Origin of the sequence: Flagellimonas meishanensis (assembly GCF_019880545.1) — a bacterium.
Lineage (GTDB): Bacteria > Bacteroidota > Bacteroidia > Flavobacteriales > Flavobacteriaceae > Flagellimonas > Flagellimonas meishanensis.
In genome coordinates this window covers 267,342-287,702 of the sequence record NZ_JAINVW010000001.1, presented here as the reverse complement: position 1 = coordinate 287,702, position 20,361 = coordinate 267,342, and the positions used below count along the sequence as shown (strand labels likewise).

Annotated in this window: 22 protein-coding genes; 12 read left to right on the top strand and 10 right to left on the bottom strand. The window is 44.8% G+C overall.

All coding sequences use genetic code 11. From position 1 onward, the window contains the following. Positions 1 to 7: 7 nt before the first annotated feature. Positions 8 to 385 carry a hypothetical protein gene (locus K7G75_RS01265; RefSeq protein ID WP_222981965.1) on the bottom strand — a complete coding sequence of 126 codons (378 nt, stop codon included), beginning with the start codon at positions 383 to 385 and terminating at the stop codon, positions 8 to 10. Between the two features lie 142 nt (positions 386 to 527). On the opposite strand from K7G75_RS01265, the gene K7G75_RS01260 reads away from it, so the two are divergent. The 6 genes from K7G75_RS01260 (at position 528) to K7G75_RS01235 (ending at position 7,300) form a co-directional block, all read left to right on the top strand. Further along, complete coding sequence (locus tag K7G75_RS01260; protein WP_222981963.1) at positions 528 to 1,205, top strand: TetR/AcrR family transcriptional regulator; 678 nt, start codon at positions 528 to 530, stop codon at positions 1,203 to 1,205. Continuing rightward, positions 1,206 to 2,873 (top strand): peptidase domain-containing ABC transporter, encoded by a 1,668-nt coding sequence (locus K7G75_RS01255; protein ID WP_222981957.1) that lies wholly within the window; start codon positions 1,206 to 1,208, stop codon positions 2,871 to 2,873. Positions 2,874 to 2,879: 6 nt separating this feature from the next. Then, entirely contained in the window at positions 2,880 to 4,232 is a 1,353-nt protein-coding gene (locus tag K7G75_RS01250) for an HlyD family secretion protein (protein ID WP_222981955.1), read from the top strand. Further along, positions 4,216 to 5,631, top strand: a complete 1,416-nt coding sequence (locus K7G75_RS01245) for a TolC family protein (RefSeq protein WP_222981954.1) — start codon at positions 4,216 to 4,218, stop codon at positions 5,629 to 5,631. The genes K7G75_RS01250 and K7G75_RS01245 overlap by 17 nt, the downstream gene beginning before the upstream one ends. 3 nt (positions 5,632 to 5,634) lie before the next feature. Further along, positions 5,635 to 6,576, top strand: a complete 942-nt coding sequence (locus tag K7G75_RS01240; protein WP_417949810.1) for a YitT family protein — start codon at positions 5,635 to 5,637, stop codon at positions 6,574 to 6,576. A gap of 91 nt (positions 6,577 to 6,667) precedes the next feature. Then, a complete protein-coding gene (locus tag K7G75_RS01235) occupies positions 6,668 to 7,300 on the top strand; it encodes a thioredoxin family protein (RefSeq protein WP_222981953.1) in 633 nt (210 codons plus the stop codon). Here K7G75_RS01235 and K7G75_RS01230 read toward each other — a convergent pair. The 5 genes from K7G75_RS01230 to K7G75_RS01210 all read right to left on the bottom strand — a co-directional run bounded on the left by K7G75_RS01230 (position 7,283) and on the right by K7G75_RS01210 (position 10,743). Next, positions 7,283 to 7,999: a hypothetical protein gene (locus K7G75_RS01230; RefSeq protein ID WP_222981952.1), complete on the bottom strand. Its 717-nt coding sequence runs from the start codon at positions 7,997 to 7,999 to the stop codon at positions 7,283 to 7,285. The genes K7G75_RS01235 and K7G75_RS01230 overlap by 18 nt on opposite strands. Positions 8,000 to 8,074: 75 nt before the next feature. Further along, complete coding sequence (gene truB / locus K7G75_RS01225; protein WP_222981951.1) at positions 8,075 to 8,764, bottom strand: tRNA pseudouridine(55) synthase TruB; 690 nt, start codon at positions 8,762 to 8,764, stop codon at positions 8,075 to 8,077. Between the two features lie 31 nt (positions 8,765 to 8,795). Then, positions 8,796 to 9,590 carry an undecaprenyl-diphosphate phosphatase gene (locus K7G75_RS01220; protein ID WP_222981950.1) on the bottom strand — a complete coding sequence of 265 codons (795 nt, stop codon included), beginning with the start codon at positions 9,588 to 9,590 and terminating at the stop codon, positions 8,796 to 8,798. 1 nt (position 9,591) lies between these two features. Then, on the bottom strand, positions 9,592 to 9,855 hold the full coding sequence (locus K7G75_RS01215) for a DUF3098 domain-containing protein (protein ID WP_222981949.1): 264 nt from the start codon (positions 9,853 to 9,855) through the stop codon (positions 9,592 to 9,594). A 9-nt stretch (positions 9,856 to 9,864) separates the two neighbouring features. Continuing rightward, the gene (locus tag K7G75_RS01210; protein WP_222981947.1) at positions 9,865 to 10,743 is read right to left on the bottom strand and encodes a cell division protein FtsX; all 879 of its coding nucleotides are present in this window, start codon (positions 10,741 to 10,743) and stop codon (positions 9,865 to 9,867) included. Between the two features lie 88 nt (positions 10,744 to 10,831). Here K7G75_RS01210 and K7G75_RS01205 point away from each other — a divergent pair, with 88 nt between their 5' ends. From K7G75_RS01205 to K7G75_RS01180, 6 genes are all read left to right on the top strand, one after another. Further along, on the top strand, positions 10,832 to 13,930 hold the full coding sequence (locus K7G75_RS01205) for a leucine--tRNA ligase (RefSeq protein WP_222981945.1): 3,099 nt from the start codon (positions 10,832 to 10,834) through the stop codon (positions 13,928 to 13,930). Positions 13,931 to 14,034: 104 nt separating this feature from the next. Then, positions 14,035 to 14,289 (top strand): SemiSWEET family sugar transporter, encoded by a 255-nt coding sequence (locus K7G75_RS01200; RefSeq protein ID WP_222981943.1) that lies wholly within the window; start codon positions 14,035 to 14,037, stop codon positions 14,287 to 14,289. A 191-nt stretch (positions 14,290 to 14,480) separates the two neighbouring features. Further along, the gene (gene ald, locus K7G75_RS01195; protein WP_222981941.1) at positions 14,481 to 15,581 is read left to right on the top strand and encodes an alanine dehydrogenase; all 1,101 of its coding nucleotides are present in this window, start codon (positions 14,481 to 14,483) and stop codon (positions 15,579 to 15,581) included. Between the two features lie 93 nt (positions 15,582 to 15,674). Continuing rightward, complete coding sequence (locus K7G75_RS01190) at positions 15,675 to 16,376, top strand: zinc metallopeptidase (protein ID WP_222981939.1); 702 nt, start codon at positions 15,675 to 15,677, stop codon at positions 16,374 to 16,376. Positions 16,377 to 16,511: 135 nt separating this feature from the next. Beyond that, positions 16,512 to 16,859 carry a winged helix-turn-helix transcriptional regulator gene (locus tag K7G75_RS01185; RefSeq protein WP_222981937.1) on the top strand — a complete coding sequence of 116 codons (348 nt, stop codon included), beginning with the start codon at positions 16,512 to 16,514 and terminating at the stop codon, positions 16,857 to 16,859. A gap of 4 nt (positions 16,860 to 16,863) precedes the next feature. Further along, the gene (locus K7G75_RS01180; RefSeq protein ID WP_222981935.1) at positions 16,864 to 17,406 is read left to right on the top strand and encodes a DinB family protein; all 543 of its coding nucleotides are present in this window, start codon (positions 16,864 to 16,866) and stop codon (positions 17,404 to 17,406) included. 45 nt (positions 17,407 to 17,451) lie between these two features. Here the strand turns inward: K7G75_RS01180 and K7G75_RS01175 are convergent, their stop codons facing one another. The 4 genes from K7G75_RS01175 to K7G75_RS01160 all read right to left on the bottom strand — a co-directional run bounded on the left by K7G75_RS01175 (position 17,452) and on the right by K7G75_RS01160 (position 20,350). Further along, entirely contained in the window at positions 17,452 to 17,976 is a 525-nt protein-coding gene (locus tag K7G75_RS01175; protein WP_222981933.1) for a ferritin, read from the bottom strand. A gap of 116 nt (positions 17,977 to 18,092) precedes the next feature. Next, positions 18,093 to 18,419, bottom strand: coding sequence for a hypothetical protein (locus K7G75_RS01170; RefSeq protein ID WP_222981931.1), 327 nt, complete (start codon positions 18,417 to 18,419; stop codon positions 18,093 to 18,095). Positions 18,420 to 18,457: 38 nt separating this feature from the next. Then, positions 18,458 to 18,928, bottom strand: a complete 471-nt coding sequence (locus K7G75_RS01165) for an Lrp/AsnC ligand binding domain-containing protein (protein ID WP_222981930.1) — start codon at positions 18,926 to 18,928, stop codon at positions 18,458 to 18,460. A gap of 48 nt (positions 18,929 to 18,976) precedes the next feature. Continuing rightward, a complete protein-coding gene (locus tag K7G75_RS01160) occupies positions 18,977 to 20,350 on the bottom strand; it encodes a saccharopine dehydrogenase family protein (protein ID WP_222981929.1) in 1,374 nt (457 codons plus the stop codon). Positions 20,351 to 20,361 lie beyond the last annotated feature (11 nt).

The window sequence follows — 20,361 nt, the reverse complement described above, 5'->3', positions numbered from 1 at the left end:
TTGACTCCTACTCCTGTACAACTGTTTCCGAGACAGGTTGTGGGTTTGGGCTCAAAATGGCACGGATGGTCGGTTTAAAACCATAAAAGTCCTTTCCATCCTCGCGGCGCAGCACCAGTTGCGTGGTTCCATCGGGCATCCGCTCCATTTGATCTACCACAACCACGCTGCCATATAGGTTAAGGGTCATCCCAAAACCTGAAGAGGTTTGCAGGGAGTTGTTCATCACCACAATTTGGGAATGCGGCACTTCCAAAAGCTGCGATTCTTCAGCGTCGCCCCGACTTTGGGAAAAGCTTTCTATGGATATCCGTTGAGGCGACTCTTGGGCATATATAGTATAGGTGAAGAGCGGCATCAAAACCAAAAGTAATTTTCTTTTCATAGCCTTATTGATTTGAACTTAACCAATATAAGCATTAATCGCTTGTGAAAAAGTAATACTATTGTTAAAAACTAGTTAAACTATCAATATATGATAGTAATACTGTTATATTTGACCTGATTAAATCAAAAATTGTTTGGCTATGGAGCGTTTGATGCAGTCTTTGCGCATAGGAATAAATGAAAAGATCTATGTAAAGGATCCCGAATCTTCAGATCTGGGAAAGCGTATTGTGGAGCAAAGTATTATTATGATCAATAAAATGGGCTTTGAAAGCTTCACCTTCAGAAAACTGGGGGAACGCATCGGATCCAACGAAAGCTCCATTTATAGGTATTTTGAAAACAAGCACAAATTGCTCCTCTATTTGACCTCATGGTATTGGGGTTGGATGGAATATAAAGTGGTGTTTGCCACCAATGGCATTGCAAACAAAGTTGAGAAACTGGAAAGGGCGCTTGAAATTCTTACCCAAACCGTGGAAAAGGATATTTCTTTTTCGCATATTGATGAGGTTAAGTTGAATGAGATAGTGATCAACGAATACTCCAAATCGTATCTGACCAAAGTGGTAGACCAAGAAAATAAGGAGGGGTATTTTGAGATATACAAAAGACTGGTCCAGCGGCTGAGCGATATGATTGTGGAGGTCGATGGGGAGTATCCCTATCCCTCAAGTTTGGCAAGTTCCATTTTGGAAGGATCACTGCACCAGTATTTTTTAAAGGAGCACTTTCCCATGCTTACGGACTGTGACCACAATATAACCCCAACACAATATTTCATGGACCTGGTTTCCAGAACCCTTAATATCGCATAAATGACAAAAACTATACTCACGGCCTGGCAACGCCTTATGGGATTGCTGGCTTTGGACAAAAAGGATATTCTCCAAGTATTTTATTACGCCATCTTTGCGGGCTTGGTAAACCTCTCCCTACCTCTGGGAATACAGGCGATCATCAATTTGATCCAAGGGGCCCAAGTGAGCACCTCCTGGGTAGTGCTGGTAATTTTTGTAACCTTGGGAGTCGCCTTTGTTGGGGGGCTTCAATTGATGCAGATACGGATTATAGAAAATGTACAGCAAAAGATATTCACAAGATCTTCGTTTGAGTTTGCCTATCGCTTCCCAAAAATAAAGATGAGCGAGCTGCGCAATTACTATCCGCCGGAGCTGGCCAATCGTTTTTTTGATACTTTGACCATTCAAAAGGGACTTTCCAAGATTCTGATTGACTTTCCGGCGGCACTCTTACAAATAGTGTTCGGACTTTTGCTGTTGTCATTTTACCATCCATTCTTCATAATATATGGACTGCTGTTGCTATTGTTGATCTATGTTGTGTTCAAGTTTACCGCACAACGCGGGTTGGAGACCAGTTTGGAAGAGTCCAAGAACAAATACAAAGTGGCCCACTGGATCCAGGAAATCGCAAGGTCCATAGTTAGCTTTAAACTCTCCGGTAGAACCTCGCACGCCCTTGACAAGAACGATACCCTGGTAGCCAAATATCTTGATGCTCGGGAAAGTCACTTCAAGGTGTTGGTACTTCAGTTCATACAAATGATTGGGTTCAAGGTGCTGGTCACTGCGGGATTATTGCTGATAGGAGGACTTTTGGTGCTTAACCAAGAAATGAACATCGGGCAGTTTGTCGCAGCGGAAATCATCATTCTCTTGGTTATCAGCTCTGTTGAAAAACTGATTTTGGGACTGGAGACTTTTTACGACCTGTTGACTTCCCTGGAAAAATTGGGCCAGGTGGTCGATAAAGAATTGGAGCCACAAGATGGTGAAATTCCATTTAAAGATGGGGAAGGGTTCACGGTCGAACTGAAAGATGTGACCTATAAAGTTCCTGACAGGGACAAAAAGATCATTGATAATGTCTCGTTGACCATAACCCCGAGCTGCATCATTTTATTGCAAGGGCCCAGCGGGTCAGGAAAATCTACCCTGCTACGGCTCATTGCAGGTATTTTGGAACCCGATCAGGGCAGGGTTTTTGTCAACAATGTGGCACTTCAGGGGTTGAACCTTAACCATTATCGGGCAAATCTGGGGCAATCCCTGACCGAGGAATCCCCTTTTGAGGGAACCATTTTGGACAACATTACCTTTGGAAACAAGAGCATACCCCAAGAGGATGTGTATTGGGCTTTGGAGAATACGGGATTGACCCAGTTTGTGAAGGAACAGCCACAAGGGCTAAAAACCATACTCTATCCTGAAGGAAGGCAAATTCCCTATACCATTTCCAAGAAAATAGTTTTGGCAAGGAGTATCGTGAACAGGCCCAGGATGTTGGTATTGAAAGATCCCTTGGATCAATTTGGAGAAAAAGAATCCGAAAGAATAATGGATTTCCTCACTGATCCCGTAAATGGATGGGCTTTGGTAATTGTGAGCGATAACCCAAAATGGGCGAAACGCTGTGGAAGAATCATAACCATGGAGAATGGCCGATTGGTAAACGAAAGATAAAAGACGATGCTTAATATCACACATAATAAGTTAAATCAGAAAGTGGACATAACCGGCTATAAGGCTGGGAAAAAGGTGTTCCATGCAAGGCATTACAAGCATTTTAACCGGTTTTTGGCAGCATTTTCAATAATTATGCTGATTGTGCTCTTCTTACCATGGACGCAGACCATTTCCGGCAAGGGATACCTAACCACATTGACACCCGACCAACGGCCCCAGACCATTCAGTCACCAATTCCGGGACGTATAGAAGCGTGGTATGTCCGCGAAGGGGATTATGTGAAGAAAGGCGATACCATACTTCACATTTCTGAGGTAAAGAGCGAGTATTTTGACCCCGATCTTGTAGAAAGAACAGGCCAGCAGATCAAGGCAAAGTCCATGGCGGTAAATTCCTATCAAGGAAAGGTAAAGGCGCTGGAAATGCAAATTGGAGCACTTGCCCAGGAGCGCGAGCTGAAACTGGAGCAGGCCAGAAACAAACTGTTGCAGGCCAAGTTGAAGGTGGAGAGCGACAGTATCGACCTGGAAGCGGCCAATACCAATATCACAATTGCCCAGAGGCAGTATGACCGGGTGGTACAGTTGGAGAAGGAGGGCCTCAAGGCTGTGACCGATGTGGAAGAAAAAAGGCTGAAGCTACAGGAGACCCAGGCAAAGCTCATTTCACAAGAAAACAAGCTGTTGGCCAGTAAAAATGAAATAATCAACGCCCAGGTAGAGATAAATAGGATAAGGGCCGAATACACGGACAAAATTTCCAAGGCGCAGAGCGACATGTTCACCGCCCAATCCAATCAGTTCGACTCCGAGGCACAGGTCACAAAATTGGAGAATGAGTACACCAATTATGAAATGAGGAACAACTTGATGTTCATACGGGCGCCACAAAGCGGTTTCATAAACAAGGCCATCCAATCGGGCTTGGGTGAGACCTTTAAGGAGGGAGATGAATTGGTGGGAATCATGCCCTCAAAATACGATATGGCGGTGGAAACCTTTGTGGAGCCCATTGACCTGCCGTTGATTCATATTGGTGAAAAGGTCCGTATCCAATTTGATGGATGGCCGGCCATTGTGTTCAGTGGATGGCCCAATGTGTCCTATGGTACCTTTGGCGGCGAAGTGGTTGCCATTGAAACCTTCATCAGCGACAATGGAAAGTATCGCATATTGTTGGCCCCGGACAAAGAAGATGTGCCTTGGCCCAAGGATTTGCGGGTGGGATCTGGTGCAAATACCATAGCCCTGTTGGAAGATGTGCCCATTTGGTTCGAACTTTGGCGACAGCTAAATGGCTTCCCGCCCAATTATTATCAACCTGAAAACACGACAGCCGATGTCAAAAAGAAATAGCATAAGACTTTTCTTTTACCTACTCTTTTTCATGGCATCCTTGCCTCTTGTGGCACAGCAGGATACGCTGGTATTGACCTTTAAGGAGTATTTGGGCTATGTAAAGAAATACCACCCCATTGCCAAACAGGCCCAGTTGACCCTGCCAGTCGGTCAGGCCAATCTGATGAGGGCCAGGGGAGGTTTTGACCCAAAAGTGGAGGTAGACTACGAGCGAAAGGAATTTAAGGGCACCGAGTATTGGGACCGGCTAAACACCACCTTTAAAATTCCTACCTGGTTCGGGATTGAACTTAAGGGGAATTTGGAACAAAATGAAGGAAGCTTCATAAATCCCGATGAGACCGTGCCAACTGATGGACTTTATAGTGCAGGTGTATCCATGTCCCTGGCTCAGGGTTTTTGGATCAATGAAAGAATGGCCACCTTGCGGAAGGCCAAGTTCTTTAGGGAGCAGTCCAAGGCCGATCAGGACATATTGGTCAACGAGGTGCTCTACAGTGCATCCCTGGCCTATTTTGATTGGTTAAGGGCATATCGGGATGCCGAGGTGTACCAAGACTTTCTGAGCAATGCCGAAGAACGCTTTCAAGGGGTTAAGAGCAGTGCACTTGCTGGGGACATAGCCATAATCGATACTGTTGAGGCGAAAATTGCGGTGCAGGACCGGGCACTGGGATTGGAACAGGCCAGGGTCAAATTGATCAAGAGATCCCTTGAGCTGTCCAACTTTTTGTGGATCAATGATGTGCCCGTGGAACTCCAGCCAAACGTGGTGCCCAATTTGGACTCTGAAGCCGAAATAGACACCACATTGGAGATTTTGGGGAGGCCATTGGACAGTTTTACTTTGGAAAATCATCCAAAAATAAGGTCCTTGGAGTACAAAATTGACGGTCTTGTGGTGGACAGGCGGCTGAAGGCCAACAAATTGCTTCCAAAACTGGACGTGGAATACAATTTCTTGACCGAAACCCCGGAGCTTTCCAATTCTTTTGTGACAGAAAATTACAAGGGAGGCGTGGCTTTTCGTTTTCCGTTATTCTTGAGAAAGGAACGGGGCGACCTGAAATTGGCCAAGTTTAAGCTGCGCGATGCGGAATATGAATTGGACAATGCACAGATTGAGATACAGAACAAGGTGATTGCCATCTATCGGGAACTGGATTCCTATACCACCCAGAACAGTTTGATTTCCAATATCGTAAGAGATTATGGAACCTTGTTGGAAGCCGAAGAAAGAAAGTTCAGTTTTGGTGAAAGTTCCCTGTTCCTTATCAATTCAAGGGAAAGCAAGCTCATAGATGCCTTTTTGAAAAGGAATGAGATGCAGAACAAATTTTTCGAGGCCAAAGCAAAATTGTTCAAAAGCTTGGCAATAAATCCACAAAATCTATAGATCATGGAGTCTAGGCGCAGAAATATGGAAAACCAGTCCCAGAGCCCCAGGAAAAATAGGTTTGGCACCGAAATCAAAATCATTCTTAAGGATGTGGGGTTTATTCTATTGGGAATTGGTTCCGCAGCTTTTGGACTGGAAAGCTTTTTGCTGCCCAACAGCTTTATTGATGGCGGCGCCACTGGCGTGTCCTTATTGATAGCCGAGGTTTCTGACCTGCCCCTGTGGCTGCTGATCATAGTGGTCAATATTCCCTTTTTGGTTTTGGGCTATCGTGCCATAGGCCGGGCATTCACCATTAGGGCCATTTTTGCCATATTGGGATTGGCGGCAGTGCTGGCCCTGGTGAATTTTCCCGAAGTAACCCAAGATCGTTTGTTGGTCGCCGTCTTCGGGGGCTTCTTTTTGGGAGCGGGCATTGGCCTTTCCATTCGGGGAGGCAGTGTTTTGGATGGTACCGAGGTGCTGGCTATTTTTCTCAGCAGAAAATTTGCCCTCAAGATTGGGGATGTAATCATTCTGATAAACATAGTCATCTTTTTGGCAGCCGCCTATTTGCTTTCCATAGAGGCAGCATTGTATTCCATGCTGACCTATTTGGCCGCCTCCAGAACACTGGATTTTGTGTTGGATGGGATCGAGGAATACACTGGGGTCACTATTATATCAAAAAGCAGTGCTGAAATCCGCCACATGATAACCGAAAAATTGGGTCGCGGATTGACCATTTACAAGGCTGAGGGTGGATATGGGAGAGAAGGGGTTAAAAACGAGTATGACGTAATCTATACCGTAATCACCAGATTGGAGATTCGCAAATTGAACTTGGAACTTAACAAGATCGACCCCAACGCCTTTGTGGTGATGAACAGCATAAATGATACCCGGGGTGGCATGGTCAAAAAAAGGGTTATGGATAAATCCACATCCAAGACCAAACGCTGATCAGAAGGCACATAGTGTAAAGTTTTCCTTTTAAAGTCGACAAGTAGGATATAAAAATCAGGAGTGCCAGCAAAGCACAACAATTTGAATTATGGAATCATTGGAAAACGATAGTTTGATCACAGAACACGAGCTGGTTCAGCATACCGCCTTAAAAGGAATGGACTATGCGGAGTACAGGAATTTGGTCCAGGATTTGGCCAGGAAAGGACAAACCACAGGACCTGTCCAATCCGAGGCCAACATAGATTATACCCAACTCAATGACCGTCGAATGGCCCGATGGGACAAAACCCTTAAATTTCCCGTTGAGGTTGAAAAGAGAATAGCCGAATTGGAGACCAAGCTCTTATTTCTTGTGATTACCGAAAGTTGGTGTGGGGATGCCTCTCCCAGCTTGCCTGTCATGAACAAGATAGCGGAACTGAATCCCAACATCGAACTGAAGATGGTCCTCCGCGACGAAAATTTGGAACTGATGGATGCCTTCCTTACCCATGGTGCACGCAGTATTCCCAAACTCATCATTTTTGACGTGGAAAGGGAACGCATTTTAGGGGAATGGGGCCCTAGGCCAACTGCGGCCACACAAATGGCCGAAGCCTACAAGCAGCAACATGGAACGTTGTCCGCAGCGTTTAAGAAAGACCTTCAAATGTGGTACAACAAGGATAAGGGGAAAAATATTCTGGAAGACCTCCTGGGTTTACTTCCCCTGAAATAAATAGGTAATGGTTCCAATCTGTGACACCTTGGAATCTGAACTGAAGCGTGCCTGCAAGGCATAGGCGATGGCATTGTCCACCAAACAACCATTGCTTGTCCCTGAGCTTTTGTCATTAAAATCCGCCTCGGTAACAAATCCACTGGAATCTACCTTAATGTTGATGACCACTTTGCCTCCTTCTATACAAGTATAAATGGGCGGGGGTAAATAGTAGGCGTTCCGGTCCACTAAGGAATAGGAAATGGAAGTTCGTCTATCCTTAAGGACATTGGTAAACTCCTCTTTTTGGGCTTCCCTTTCCCCCAATTTTTGTTTTTTCTCGTCCCGTTGGGCAGCCAATTGTTTTAATTGTTCAGAAAAATGGGGGTCTCCTGTCAACTCACCTTCTTCGCTGCTCAACTGCCTTTCCTCCATCAATTCTTCCAAGGTCTTCAAGGGTTCCGGATTGCCAATGGTGGGCTTTGCAGTCTCGTTGAAGGCCATGTGGCTTTTTATGGGGTCGTTCTGGGAAAGCTCTTCCAAGCGTTTTTCCTCCTCTTCAAGCAGTTTTTGGATATCCTCGTCAGCAAGGCTCATCTCAATAACATATTCATCCTCCTTAATGCCACCCAAGTGGATGTTGAATAACAACAGCACCACAATGGACATGGAGAAGAGAGTTATTATCAATGATAATTGACTTCTGTTGAGGTTCATGGTTTTAGTATAACCGTTTTTTTTCCAAAATATTTTATTTTATCGACACCCGCAATTCATTTTGGTTGAGCGGATTTAAGCCAAGGTTTCCTTGAAAACGATGGGCGTGCTAGCATTATTTACGTTGAAATCGCCTATTTTGGTTCTCCTCAGTGCCGACAAATGGCCTCCTGAGCCCAATGCTTTTCCAAAATCGTGGGCCAGGGAACGTATGTAGGTTCCCTTACTGCATACGACCCTAAAATCGACTTCGGGAAGCTGGATGCCGGTAACTTCAAACTCAAAAATTTCTATTTGGCGGGCCTTTACCTCCACTTGTTTTCCAGCTCTGGCCAAATCATACAAGCGTTTTCCATCTTTTTTTAATGCTGAAAACATGGGTGGAATCTGTTCAATCCTGCCAATGAACTGTTTGGTGGCATCGTTGATTTTTTTTTCGGTCAGATGGTCTGTGCGATAAGTCTGGTCAATTTCTGTCTCCAAATCATAAGAAGGGGTAGTGGCACCAAGTGTGAATGTTCCGGTATATTCTTTGACCATTCCTTGAAGCTCAGGTATTTTTTTGGTGAATTTGCCCGTGCAGATGATCAAAAGCCCAGTGGCCAGTGGGTCCAATGTTCCGGCATGACCAATCTTGAATTTTTTCAGCCCAAACTTTTTTCGGATGGCCCATTTCAATGCGTTTACCGCCTGAAAGGAAGTCCATTCAAGTGGTTTGTCGATCAACAAAATTTGACCATTTAGAAAATCTTCTTTGGTTTTCAATGCTCTTGGGGTTTGGAACAAAAGTACTGATCTAGCCCCAAACACTCCATGCTATGGCAATCAGCCCAACGATTAGGCAATAGATGGCAAAATAGGAAAGCTTGCTCTGGCGGACCAATTTGATCATCCAGGTACAGGCCGCAAGACCGGCAATAAAGGCGGCAATAAAGCCAGCGCCCATGGCCACTGCTTGGTCGCCGACAAAATTGACTTCGCCACTTAAAAGGTCTTTCGCCATTTTACCGAGAATCAACGGCACCACCATCAAAAAAGAAAACCGGGCCGATTTGGTTTTGTCCACGCCCAGCAGTACAGCGGCTGAAATGGTTGCCCCGCTTCGGGAAATACCGGGCAAAATGGCCACGGCCTGCGCAATGCCAATAATAAAGGCACTTTGGAAGGAAACCGCTTTGTCCGTTGTTTTTGCCAAATCTGCCAAGTATAACAAAATGGCGGTGATAATGAGCATTATGCCTACAATGATGATTGCGCCGTCAAAGAAAACCTCAATGAAGTCTTCCAAAAAGATGCCCACCAAGGCTGCCGGAATCATGGAGATGACAATTTTCAACGAAAACTGGGTTTGTTCATTCCATGTAAACTGAAAAAGACCTTTGAGAATCTCCCAAACATCCTTTCTAAAAACAATCAGGGTGCTCAGCGCAGTGGCAAAATGCAGTATCACGGTGAACAAAAGGCTTTCCTCGGGAAGGGCTTGTGCTCCTAAAATAGCCTTGCCCAACTCCAAATGGCCACTGGAGGAAACGGGCAAAAACTCGGTCAACCCCTGAATGATTCCAAGGATGATGGCATCAATTATGTCCAAATTATTTGTTGTTTTTGTTAGGGTTCAACAAAATGGCATAGACCTGGACTCCCAATCCGATCAAAACCAAGGTAGGGGCCAAACGGATTCTCCTAAAATTGTAGATTTCGGGATTGAACACATTGGGGTCATCACTGCCCCCGCCGCTCATCAAAATGAATCCCAGGACGATAAACGCCAAACCGACGAAAAGGAAAATGTAGTTCTTTCTTTGAAAGACAAATTCGGAAGTCGGTTTTTGGACTTGCTTGTTTTTCTTGCTCATGGGGCAAAGTTAATAATAAAGATCATCTGTCCTTAGGTTTAGGAACCGTTGCGTGGCAAAATGGGTGCTGGCCCATGAAATGATAACCCCCAGTCCAAATACACCCACAAAAAGAGCGATCAATAATATATAGTCCTGAAAAAGGTTCAGTTCCGGGAAGTTTTGGTCCACATAATACAGCAAGACCCCAAGTGCAATCAGGGCAAGGGCGGCACCAAGCACCCCCAATTGAATATTGGTCCAGATAAAAGGTCTTCGGATAAACTTTTTGGTGGCGCCAACCATTTGCATGGTCTTGATGATGAATCGCTTGGAATAAATGGAAAGGCGAATGGAACTGTTGATAAGCAGTACTGCTATAACTGTGAATATGGCACTAGCAATCAAGATCCAAAGGCTTATTTTCTTCACGTTGTCGCTCAAAAGTTCAATAAGCGGTTCATCATAACTCACTTCATCCACATAGGTTTTGGAAGAAATATCACTGGCTATTTCGGCGATTTGGTCCGGCGACACAAAATCGGCCTTCAAATGCACGTCTATGGAATTTTTTAACGGATTGTAGCCCAGGAATTCCACAAAATTTTCACCGATATCCTCACTGTACTGCTCCGCGGCATCCTCTTTGGAGATATAATCGGCCGATTTGGTGTATTCCGCAAGGGCGAGACTCTTTTGGAGTTGATCGATCTCCACAGGTTTGGCATTGTCCTTCAAGAAGACCGAAATGGTGATCTGCTCCTTAAAATGATCTGCGAGTTTTTTCGTGTTCAGGACCAAAAGTCCCAAGACACCCAACAAAAAAAGCACCAATGCTATGCTCAAAACCACAGAAAAGTAGGAGGAAATCAACTTTCTACGTTGATATCGTTCAATATATTGACTCATATAGCGGAATCAGTATGTAAAAATAGAAAAGTAAATTGTATTTAGGGGATTAAACCTATTTTTGCACTCGAAAATGAAAGTGAATAGCATGAACTACGATTTCCGTAAAATCGAAGCCAAGTGGCAGGAGTATTGGGCTAAACACGAGACCTTCAAGGCCTCCAACGATTCTGACAAACCGAAATTTTACGCACTGTCCATGTTTCCCTATCCCTCAGGAGCGGGATTGCATGTGGGCCATCCGCTCGGATATATCGCCACGGACATCTATTCACGCTACAAAAGGCACAAGGGATTCAACGTACTGCACCCAATGGGTTACGATTCCTTTGGATTGCCCGCTGAGCAATATGCCATCCAAACGGGGCAGCATCCGGCCATAACCACCGAGAACAACATCAAAAGATACCGGGAGCAGTTGGACCAATTGGGCTTCTCCTTTGATTGGAGCCGTGAGGTGCGAACCTCGAACCCGCAATATTATAAATGGACGCAGTGGATTTTTATTCAATTGTTCAATTCGTGGTACAATAAAAAAACAGATAAAGCTGAGGATGTTGTCGATTTGGTTTCCCTTTTTGAAAAGGAGGGGAATACCAACATCGAAGCTGCTTGTGATGACGATACTCCCATTTTCACTGCAGACGAATGGGCCAGTTTTTCAGAAAAGACCAAACAGGAACTCTTACTGAAATATAGATTGACATATCTGGCGGATACCGAGGTCAACTGGTGTCCCGCATTAGGCACCGTATTGGCCAACGATGAAATCGTAAATGGCGTTTCGGAACGTGGCGGGCATCCCGTTATCCGAAAAAAAATGACCCAATGGAGCATGCGCATCACTGCCTATGCCCAACGTTTGCTGGATGGATTGGACAAAATCGATTGGCCACAGCCCTTGAAAGATTCCCAGACCAATTGGATCGGTCGCTCCGAAGGAGCGTCAGTTAGGTTTAGAGTTATGAGTGAAAAGTTAAGAGTCAATGAGAGTGAAAACTCAGAACTCAGAACTCAAAATCCATCGCTTGAAATCGAAGTCTTCACCACCCGCCCCGATACCATTTTCGGTGCAAGCTTCATGACTTTGGCTCCCGAACATGACTTGGTGCCAAAAATCACGACCGCGGCCCAAAAAGCAGAGGTGGAAGCCTATGTGGAGGCCACGGCAAAACGCTCTGAACGAGATCGTATGGCGGATGTAAAAACCATTTCGGGCGTTTTTACTGGAGCCTATGCGGAGCATCCGTTCACCAAGGAGCCCATTCCCATTTGGATAGGCGATTATGTGCTTGCCAGTTATGGCACGGGAGCCGTGATGGCCGTGCCGTGTGGGGATCAACGGGACTACGATTTTGCCAAACATTACAACATTCCCATTCCCAATATTTTTGAAGGGGTGGATATTTCCGAAGAGGCTTTTGCCGACAAGGCCAATACCGTTATTGCCAATTCTGATTTTTTGAACGGACTTTCCTATAAGGAAGCCGTCAAGAAAGTTATTGCAGCGTTGGAACGAATCGGGCACGGCAAAGGAAAGGTCAATTACCGCCTTCGTGATGCGGTTTTTAGCCGTCAGCGGTATTGGGGAGAACCGTTTCCAGTATACTATGTGGATGGTATGCCCCAGATGATTGATGCGCAACACCTGCCCTTGGAGCTGCCCGAAGTGGAAAAATACCTCCCCACCGAAACGGGAGAACCGCCTTTGGGCAATGCTACGCATTGGGCCTGGGACCTTGAACAATGCACAGTTGTCAGTAATCAATTAATCGATAACAAGAAAGTTTTCCCATTGGAGTTGAACACCATGCCGGGTTGGGCAGGGAGTTCCCAATACTTTAATAGGTATATGGATCCCCGAAATGATGAGGCCATATTCTCAAAAGAGGCGATTGACTATTGGCAAGACGTGGACCTCTATATTGGTGGAAGTGAGCACGCTACGGGACACTTGCTGTATTCCCGTTTTTGGCAAAAGTTTATGTTTGACAGGGGCTATGTGCCCAAGGATGAGTATGCCCAAAAGTTGATCAATCAGGGGATGATTACGGGGACTAGTGCTTTTATAAAGCTAGCAACACCTCAGATATTGGAAGATGAAGGAGATGGTAGTTCCAAGGCAGCTTTATTTTATAAGAGTTTCATTATATCTGATCAGGACACTCATACTGAAGATGCGGAAGTTAAAAGGTTATTTATTAAAAGAATTGCTGATGAATATCGGCCTTTAGATGAATTACATAAAATAAACAGACTTTTAGGAGCACCCGCAATTGGCGAAAAGACTTTGCGTTCACTTTTAAAAATATCAAAAGAAGGACTTATAAAATATTTGGAAGAAAGGATTGAAATAAGCAGATCCTATTTTAGGATTGATGTTGACCATGTATCCAACTCTGATGATTTGATTTTGTCGGAATTTTTAAACGATACTAAATTCAAGGAATTTAAAGAATTTAAACCCATATATTTTGATAAAACCATCAAGGTCCATCGTGAGGTAGAAAAAATGTCCAAATCCAAATATAATGTCGTCAACCCCGATGCCATTTGTGAGGAATATGGAGCCGATTCGTTGCGCCTTTATGAAATGTTTTTAGGGCCTTTGGAGCAATCCAAACCCTGGAACACGGCAGGGATTACAGGTGTGCATTCCTTCCTCAAAAAACTTTGGAAACTTTATTCCCCCCTTGAGGGGGGCGAAGGGGGTGTTGAACCCACAGCAGAAAACCTAAAAACCCTGCACAAGACTATCAAAAAAGTGGAGGAGGATATCGAGAACTTCTCGTTCAACACTTCCGTCTCCACCTTTATGATCTGTGTAAATGAGCTGACCGCCCAAAAATGTACCAGCAAGGCTATTTTGGAACCTTTGGCCATTTTGGTCTCGCCATACGCACCGCACATTGCCGAAGAGCTTTGGGAACGGTTGGGCCATACCGAGTCCATCGCCGAGGCCCCATTTCCCAAATTCGAGGAGAAATATTTGGTGGAAAGCAGCAAGGAATACCCCATCTCCTTCAATGGAAAGCTTCGCTTTAAACTGGAAATTCCTTTGGATATGGGCAAGGAGGCCATTGAGGCCGCGGTTATGGCCCATGAAAAGACCCAAGAGCAACTGCAGGGACGTACGCCAAAAAAGGTGATCGTGGTGCCGGGTAAAATTGTAAATATTGTAGGGTAGCGTTCCGCTGTTCCCTTGAGAGTTCACACTGAGCGAAGTCGAACTTTAGCGGTGCCCATAAGAAATTGATTTAAGTCCTACCTTTAGGCTCTAATCAATTTTTCATGGACACTATAGAAATTTTGGGCCTGGTCGCCGCCACCCTTACCACTTCCGCATTTGTTCCCCAGGTTTATAAGGCATTAAAGCATAAATCCACCGCCGATGTTTCACTGACCATGTACATCGTGCTCCTCATTGGGCTAATTCTTTGGATATTCTATGGCGTGTACCACAACAGTCTGAGCATCATATTGGCCAATGTGATCACGGGGATTTTGGCCTTGACCATGTTGATCTTAAAATTAAAACACAAATAGCTACACCCCGTCCATTTTGATTTTAAGAGAGTAAAAAACTAATATATTTTTAAGTATACCCCTATTTTTGTAGGGGCATAGAATAGAAAAACAACATTTTTGTCAAAGCACCCCTGCATTTCATCGATTTTATTTTCTTGAGAGTTGTTTTTATAACATTTTTGAAGTGTTAACCATAAAACAATAACAAAATGGTCGTAGGGGTACCTAAGGAAATCAAGAACAACGAAAGTCGGGTCGGCATGACACCGGCTGGGGTTTATGAATTGGTAAAGCATAACCATACCCTTTACGTGCAGTCTGGCGCAGGTGAGGGCAGTGGTTTCTTCGACAAGGATTATTTGGAGGCTGGGGCACAGATTTTGGATTCGATGACCGAGGTGTATGCCAAGAGCGATATGATAGTAAAAGTGAAGGAACCCGTTCGTGAAGAATACGGCCTTATAAAGGAAGGACAGATTGTGTTCACCTATTTCCATTTTGCATCCAGTGAAACCTTGACCCAAGCCATGATCGATAGCAAGGCGGTTTGCATTGCCTATGAAACCGTGGAAGATGAGGATGGATCGTTGCCCTTGCTTACCCCAATGTCGGAAGTGGCGGGCCGCATGGCGATTCAGCAAGGGGCCAAATTTTTGGAAAAACCGGTTAAGGGAAAAGGAGTGCTTTTGGGAGGTGTCCCTGGAGTGTCCCCGGGCCGAGTTTTGGTTTTGGGTGCCGGAACTGTTGGAATCCAAGCTGCAAAAATGGCAGCAGGTTTGGGTGCGCACGTGACCATTATGGACGTGAACATGAAAAGACTACGTTATGTGAACGACATTATGCCCAATCACGTAGTAACAGAGTTTTCCAATGAGTTCAACATCAGAAAACATATCAAGGACCATGACTTGATCATTGGTGGTGTGCTGCTGAAGGGAGCCAAGGCACCCAATTTGATTACCAGGGACATGCTCAAGGAAATGCACCCCGGAACGGTGATCGTGGATGTTGCCGTGGACCAAGGCGGCTGCGTGGAAACCACCAAACCCACCACGCACGAAGACCCCATTTATATCATTGATGATGTGGTCCACTACTGCGTAGCAAATATGCCAGGGGCGGTGCCCTACACCTCTACCGTTGCCCTGACCAATGTAACTTTGCCCTATGTGCTCAAGTTGGCCAATATGGGATGGCGAAGTGCTTGCAATCTGGATAAATCGCTCGCCAAGGGATTGAATATTGTGGAAGGGGAAGTAGTTTACAAAGAAATTATGGAGACCTTTAATTGGGAGTCCGTATTGGCATAACATACATTTTGTCAGTAAAAAAGACCCTGTCATAGATTGGCGGGGTTTTTGCTTTATTGTGCTATATTTATATATACAAAAAGCAGAAAAGTTATGATGACATATTATATATTGATCGGCGGAATTGCTTTGTTGAGCTGGCTGGTCAGCAGCAGACTGAAGAGCAAATTTAAACAGTACTCCAAGGTGCACCTGCGCAATGGAATGAGTGGTGCCGAGATTGCCCAAAAAATGTTGGACGATCATGGAATAAGGGATGTCAAGGTCATTTCCACCCCCGGAATGTTGACGGACCACTACAATCCAAAAAACAAGACCGTAAACCTTAGTGAAGGAGTTTATAGCCAACGCAATGCGGCAGCGGCGGCCGTGGCGGCCCACGAGTGTGGACACGCGGTGCAGCATGCTCAAGCATACGAATGGTTGACCATGCGCTCCAAACTCGTGCCCGTGGTCAGTGTGACGTCAGGAATGTCTACTTGGATTGTCTTCGGAGGCATCGCTTTAATGGCAGCAACTGGAGTGGCAGGAGGGATTGGATTTTACATTGCCGTGGCAGGATTGGGCATGATGGGCATGGCCACTTTATTCAGTTTTGTCACACTTCCCGTGGAATACGATGCCAGTAAGCGTGCATTGGTTTGGCTAAAGCAGAAAAATATGGTGAGCCAACAAGAATATGCTGGTGCCGAGGATGCCTTGAAATGGGCGGCGAGAACCTATTTGGTGGCTGCACTGGGCGCATTGGCGTCCCTTCTCTATTGGGCTTTCCAAGTGTTTGGTGGTCGGGATTAAAAAGTTGCACTATCTAACAAAAAAACCTGTTTGGGAATTCCCAAACAGGTTTTTTTGTTCCAATGAAATAATAAACTAATAAGAAGTTTTTAAGACGCTACATTTTTTGTAGTTTTGCTATCAAAAATGTAGCAAATGAATACACCCAAACCTGGAATGCCCGTGCGAGGATCCAAAACTGGTCAGCCCATCATGGCTTTACTGGATTTATTGGGAAGAAGTTGGGCCATGGGGATTGTTTGGCATCTTTACCAGGGCCCTAGCACTTTTCGAGAATTACAGGACTACTGTGAATCGATTTCGCCGACCACACTGAACACAAGACTTGGCGAACTCAAAAAGTGCCATTTGGTAGAAAGAAGCCTGGCAGGTTATGTACTAACCGAATATGGTAGGGAGTTGTACGAACTCCTAGAGCCCATGGGGAGTTGGGCGCGACATCGATGGGCCAAAAGTTTTGAAGAAAAAGGCAGTAAAAAGTAATGCAATGAGATACATTAAAAAACCGACCGAGGATGAATATCCGGTCTACTCACATATCTATATGGATTTATTGGAAGATGACGGCAAGGTATTGGAGCATTTATGGCAAAATTTTTTGGAGATCAAAAAATATGTTTATGGCTTGCCAGAAAATAAATTGCTGTATAGATATGCCGAGGACAAATGGACCATTAAAGAGATTTTGGTTCATTTGATTGACGACGAGCGCATTTTTGCATACCGGGCACTTCGCTATGCCCGAAATGATGACACTCCGCTCCATGGATTTGATCAGGACAGTTATGCACGATATTCCCGGGCCAATGAACGTAGCTTGGATAGCATTTTTGAGGAGTATGAATGGGTAAGAAAGTCCACCATCGCCCTATTTGAATATTTGCCAGAGGAGAGTTTTACGTGGGGTGGCGAAGGAATCGATTTTGATGGCAGTATCATAAACAGAAGAACAGTCCGTGGTTTGGCCTATCATATTGCGGGCCATGAACTCCGTCATTTCAACATCATCAAGGAAAGATATGTAAACTAAAAAAGGAGCCATCGGCCCCTTTTCCTATATAAACTTTATAAGTTTTTATGCTTGTTCTATCCAATTGCCAACTTGGTTGTCGATCATTTGGAGCCCCACGCCTTCTGTGCCGGTAACAGCAATCATGTCCAGGATATCCCTGATGGTGTTTTCTTCCTCCACCTGCTCCAACACGAACCAATCCAAAAAACGCTCTGTTGCCACATCTCCAATCTCCCTCGCCTTTTTCACGATGTTGTGGATGGCTTTGGTGACCGAAACTTCATGTTCCAGTGTGCTTTCAAAAACATCGACTATGGAGGAATAATCGTGGTTGATATTGGTGATTTCCGGGGAAACAGGGCTTCCTCCGGTATCAATCAAAAAGTTGAATATTTTCATCATGTGTTGGCGTTCCTCCTCGGTTTGTTTGAAGAAAAACTTGGCACTGGTAAAAAAGCCGTTCTGCTCGCACCAAGATGCCATGGCCAAATAAATGGCTGATGCCTTAGCTTCCATTTTTATCTGTGCGTTGAGCATATCCATGGACTCAACTTTAATGCTCATGCTCTGTCTTGCTATATCTTTCATCCGTTTAGCTTTTAATCAAATTATTTTAACAAAAATACTGAAATTTAACACCAATAAAAAGTAAGTGCTTAGTTTTTAGGCGGTTTAAGATTGAATAAAAATAATGTGACACGAAATCAGACTGTCACCTGTGCAGCTATCCTTTCCGAGGCAAGGCCCAAGGCCACAAATCCGCTTTGGATTAGCTCCTTTAGATCCAATATCTCCAAGGTATTCAGAATAAAAAGATGCTCCTTGTTGCAAAGCAACAATATCTCAAAACCGTGCCGGTTCAAATCACTGTCAAAATGATGCTCAATGTCGATTCCCAATACCCGCTGTCTCAAGGACAGGAGCTGGCAAAGGGACATCCGAACCGTTTTTTGGCCAAAGTCCACGTAAAAGCATCGCTCGCCACTGGGTTGATAAAGGGAATAATATTTAGTACTGTATACTAACTTCACAGAACAAAGGTAAAGCTTATTTAGATTGAATACAAATATTAGATTTGTATTTGCCGGTCGATTTGCTGATTCAGGGAGATGAAGGTTTCGGTTCTAGATACGCCCTCAATTTGTTGTATTTTTTTGTTCAAAACCTGCATCAGGTGCTCGTTGTCCCTGCATAGGACTTTGATAAGGATGGACCAATTGCCTGTTGTGTAGTGGCATTCCAATACTTCTGGAATCTTCTCCAGTTCCTTTACCGCTATGGGGTTCGACATGGCCTTATCCAAAAAGATACCAATATAGGCCATAGTGGTGTACCCCAAAACGCGGGGATTGATAATGAACTTTGACCCAGAGAGCAAACCCGATTTTTCGAGCTTGCGAAGTCTTTGGTGGATGGCGGCTCCGGAAATTCCAATGTTGCGAGCAATTTCAAGAATGGGCCTTCGGGCATCTTCCATCAAAAATCTTAGAATTTTCTTGTCAATGCCATCAATCTTCACCGAATTGTTGTTGGTTTTCATCTTCTTGTTTCAATGTGAAACCTAAAGATAGCCAAAAGCCTTTGAACGTCACCCCCCCACATTGTCAGGATTATATCCCAAATAGGGCACTTCGTATTCCCTGAACGCCATACCGTAGGTTTTTAATTCGGAAAGAATAGGTTGGTATACTTCGGCGCTGATCGGAATTTGTACGCCTGGGGTATTGATCTTTCCATTAAGGATTTGGAGGGTAGCCATGGCCACTGGAAGCCCCACTGTTTTGGACATGGCGGTGAAGGTCCGGTTTTCGCCCAATACGACCATGTTGGCATCAATCTGTTGTTTTCGTCCGTGCATCTCAAAACCAAACTTATGGTACATCACGATCATGTCTTTTTCATCTTCCTGTAGCGTCCAACTGTCCTCCAAAATGTACTGCAGCATTTGGGCCGGGGTTGCCCTTTTGAGGGGAATCTTTTTGGAGCTATCAAAAATATTCAGCTCCAATAGCTTACCCCAACGAATATCGTCTTGGTCTATTTTAAGGTAGTGTCGAAGCTTCAGTTCTACAGAATCAGTGGGTGAATAGGGCAAAAAGAGATTCACATATTCTCTGTAGGACATACCTTCGGAGTTTTCAACGATATAGGTGTCGTCCGTCATCCCCAGAATCACGAACATGTGCCAGGCTTTGGAAAACCCTACCCTTCGCATGGTTCCACGATACAGCGTAAGCGCATTCTGAAGCCCGTAAGCCTCTCTATATTTTAACGAATCCCTATTGGCATAGGCCTCAAAAGTTCCATAACCTTGCACATCCAAAAATTCGGTCCGCCTGAAAAGTTTTTGATAGGGTATGTATTTGTAAGTGCCCTCCTGAATAAATTTGGCCGCTCCGCCCTGCCCGGCCATGACCACATTCCTCGGATTCCAGGTAAACTTGTAGTTCCAAAGATTGGAATCACTTTCCGGGGCCACCAAACCTCCGGTGAAAGACTCAAAAAGAAGCATTTTGCCACCCTTTTCCCGTATCCGGTCTATAACCTCCATGGCACTCATATGATCTATCCCTGGATCTAGTCCAATTTCGTTCATAAACACCAGGCCATGCTTTTTTGCTTCCTTGTCCAACGCCTCTATTTCGTTGCTGACATAAGAGGCAGTGACCAAGTGTTTTTTGAAATGGATGCAATCCTCGGCAATTTTAATATGCAATTTGGGAGGGAGCATGGAGACCACAATGGAAGCGGAGGCGATGGCCCTTTTTCTATTTTCATCATTCAAAATGTCAAGGGCAATGACCTGGCAATTGGGATGGGACGAAAATTGCGTTGGGATATTCTCAGGATGCAGGTCCCCAATGGTCAAAAGCAACTTTTCTTCTTCGGATTTTTTAAGAAGATAATCCAACAGATAGGAGGTTGACTTTCCTGCGCCGAGAACCAAAATAGTGCGGGACATACGTTTTAATT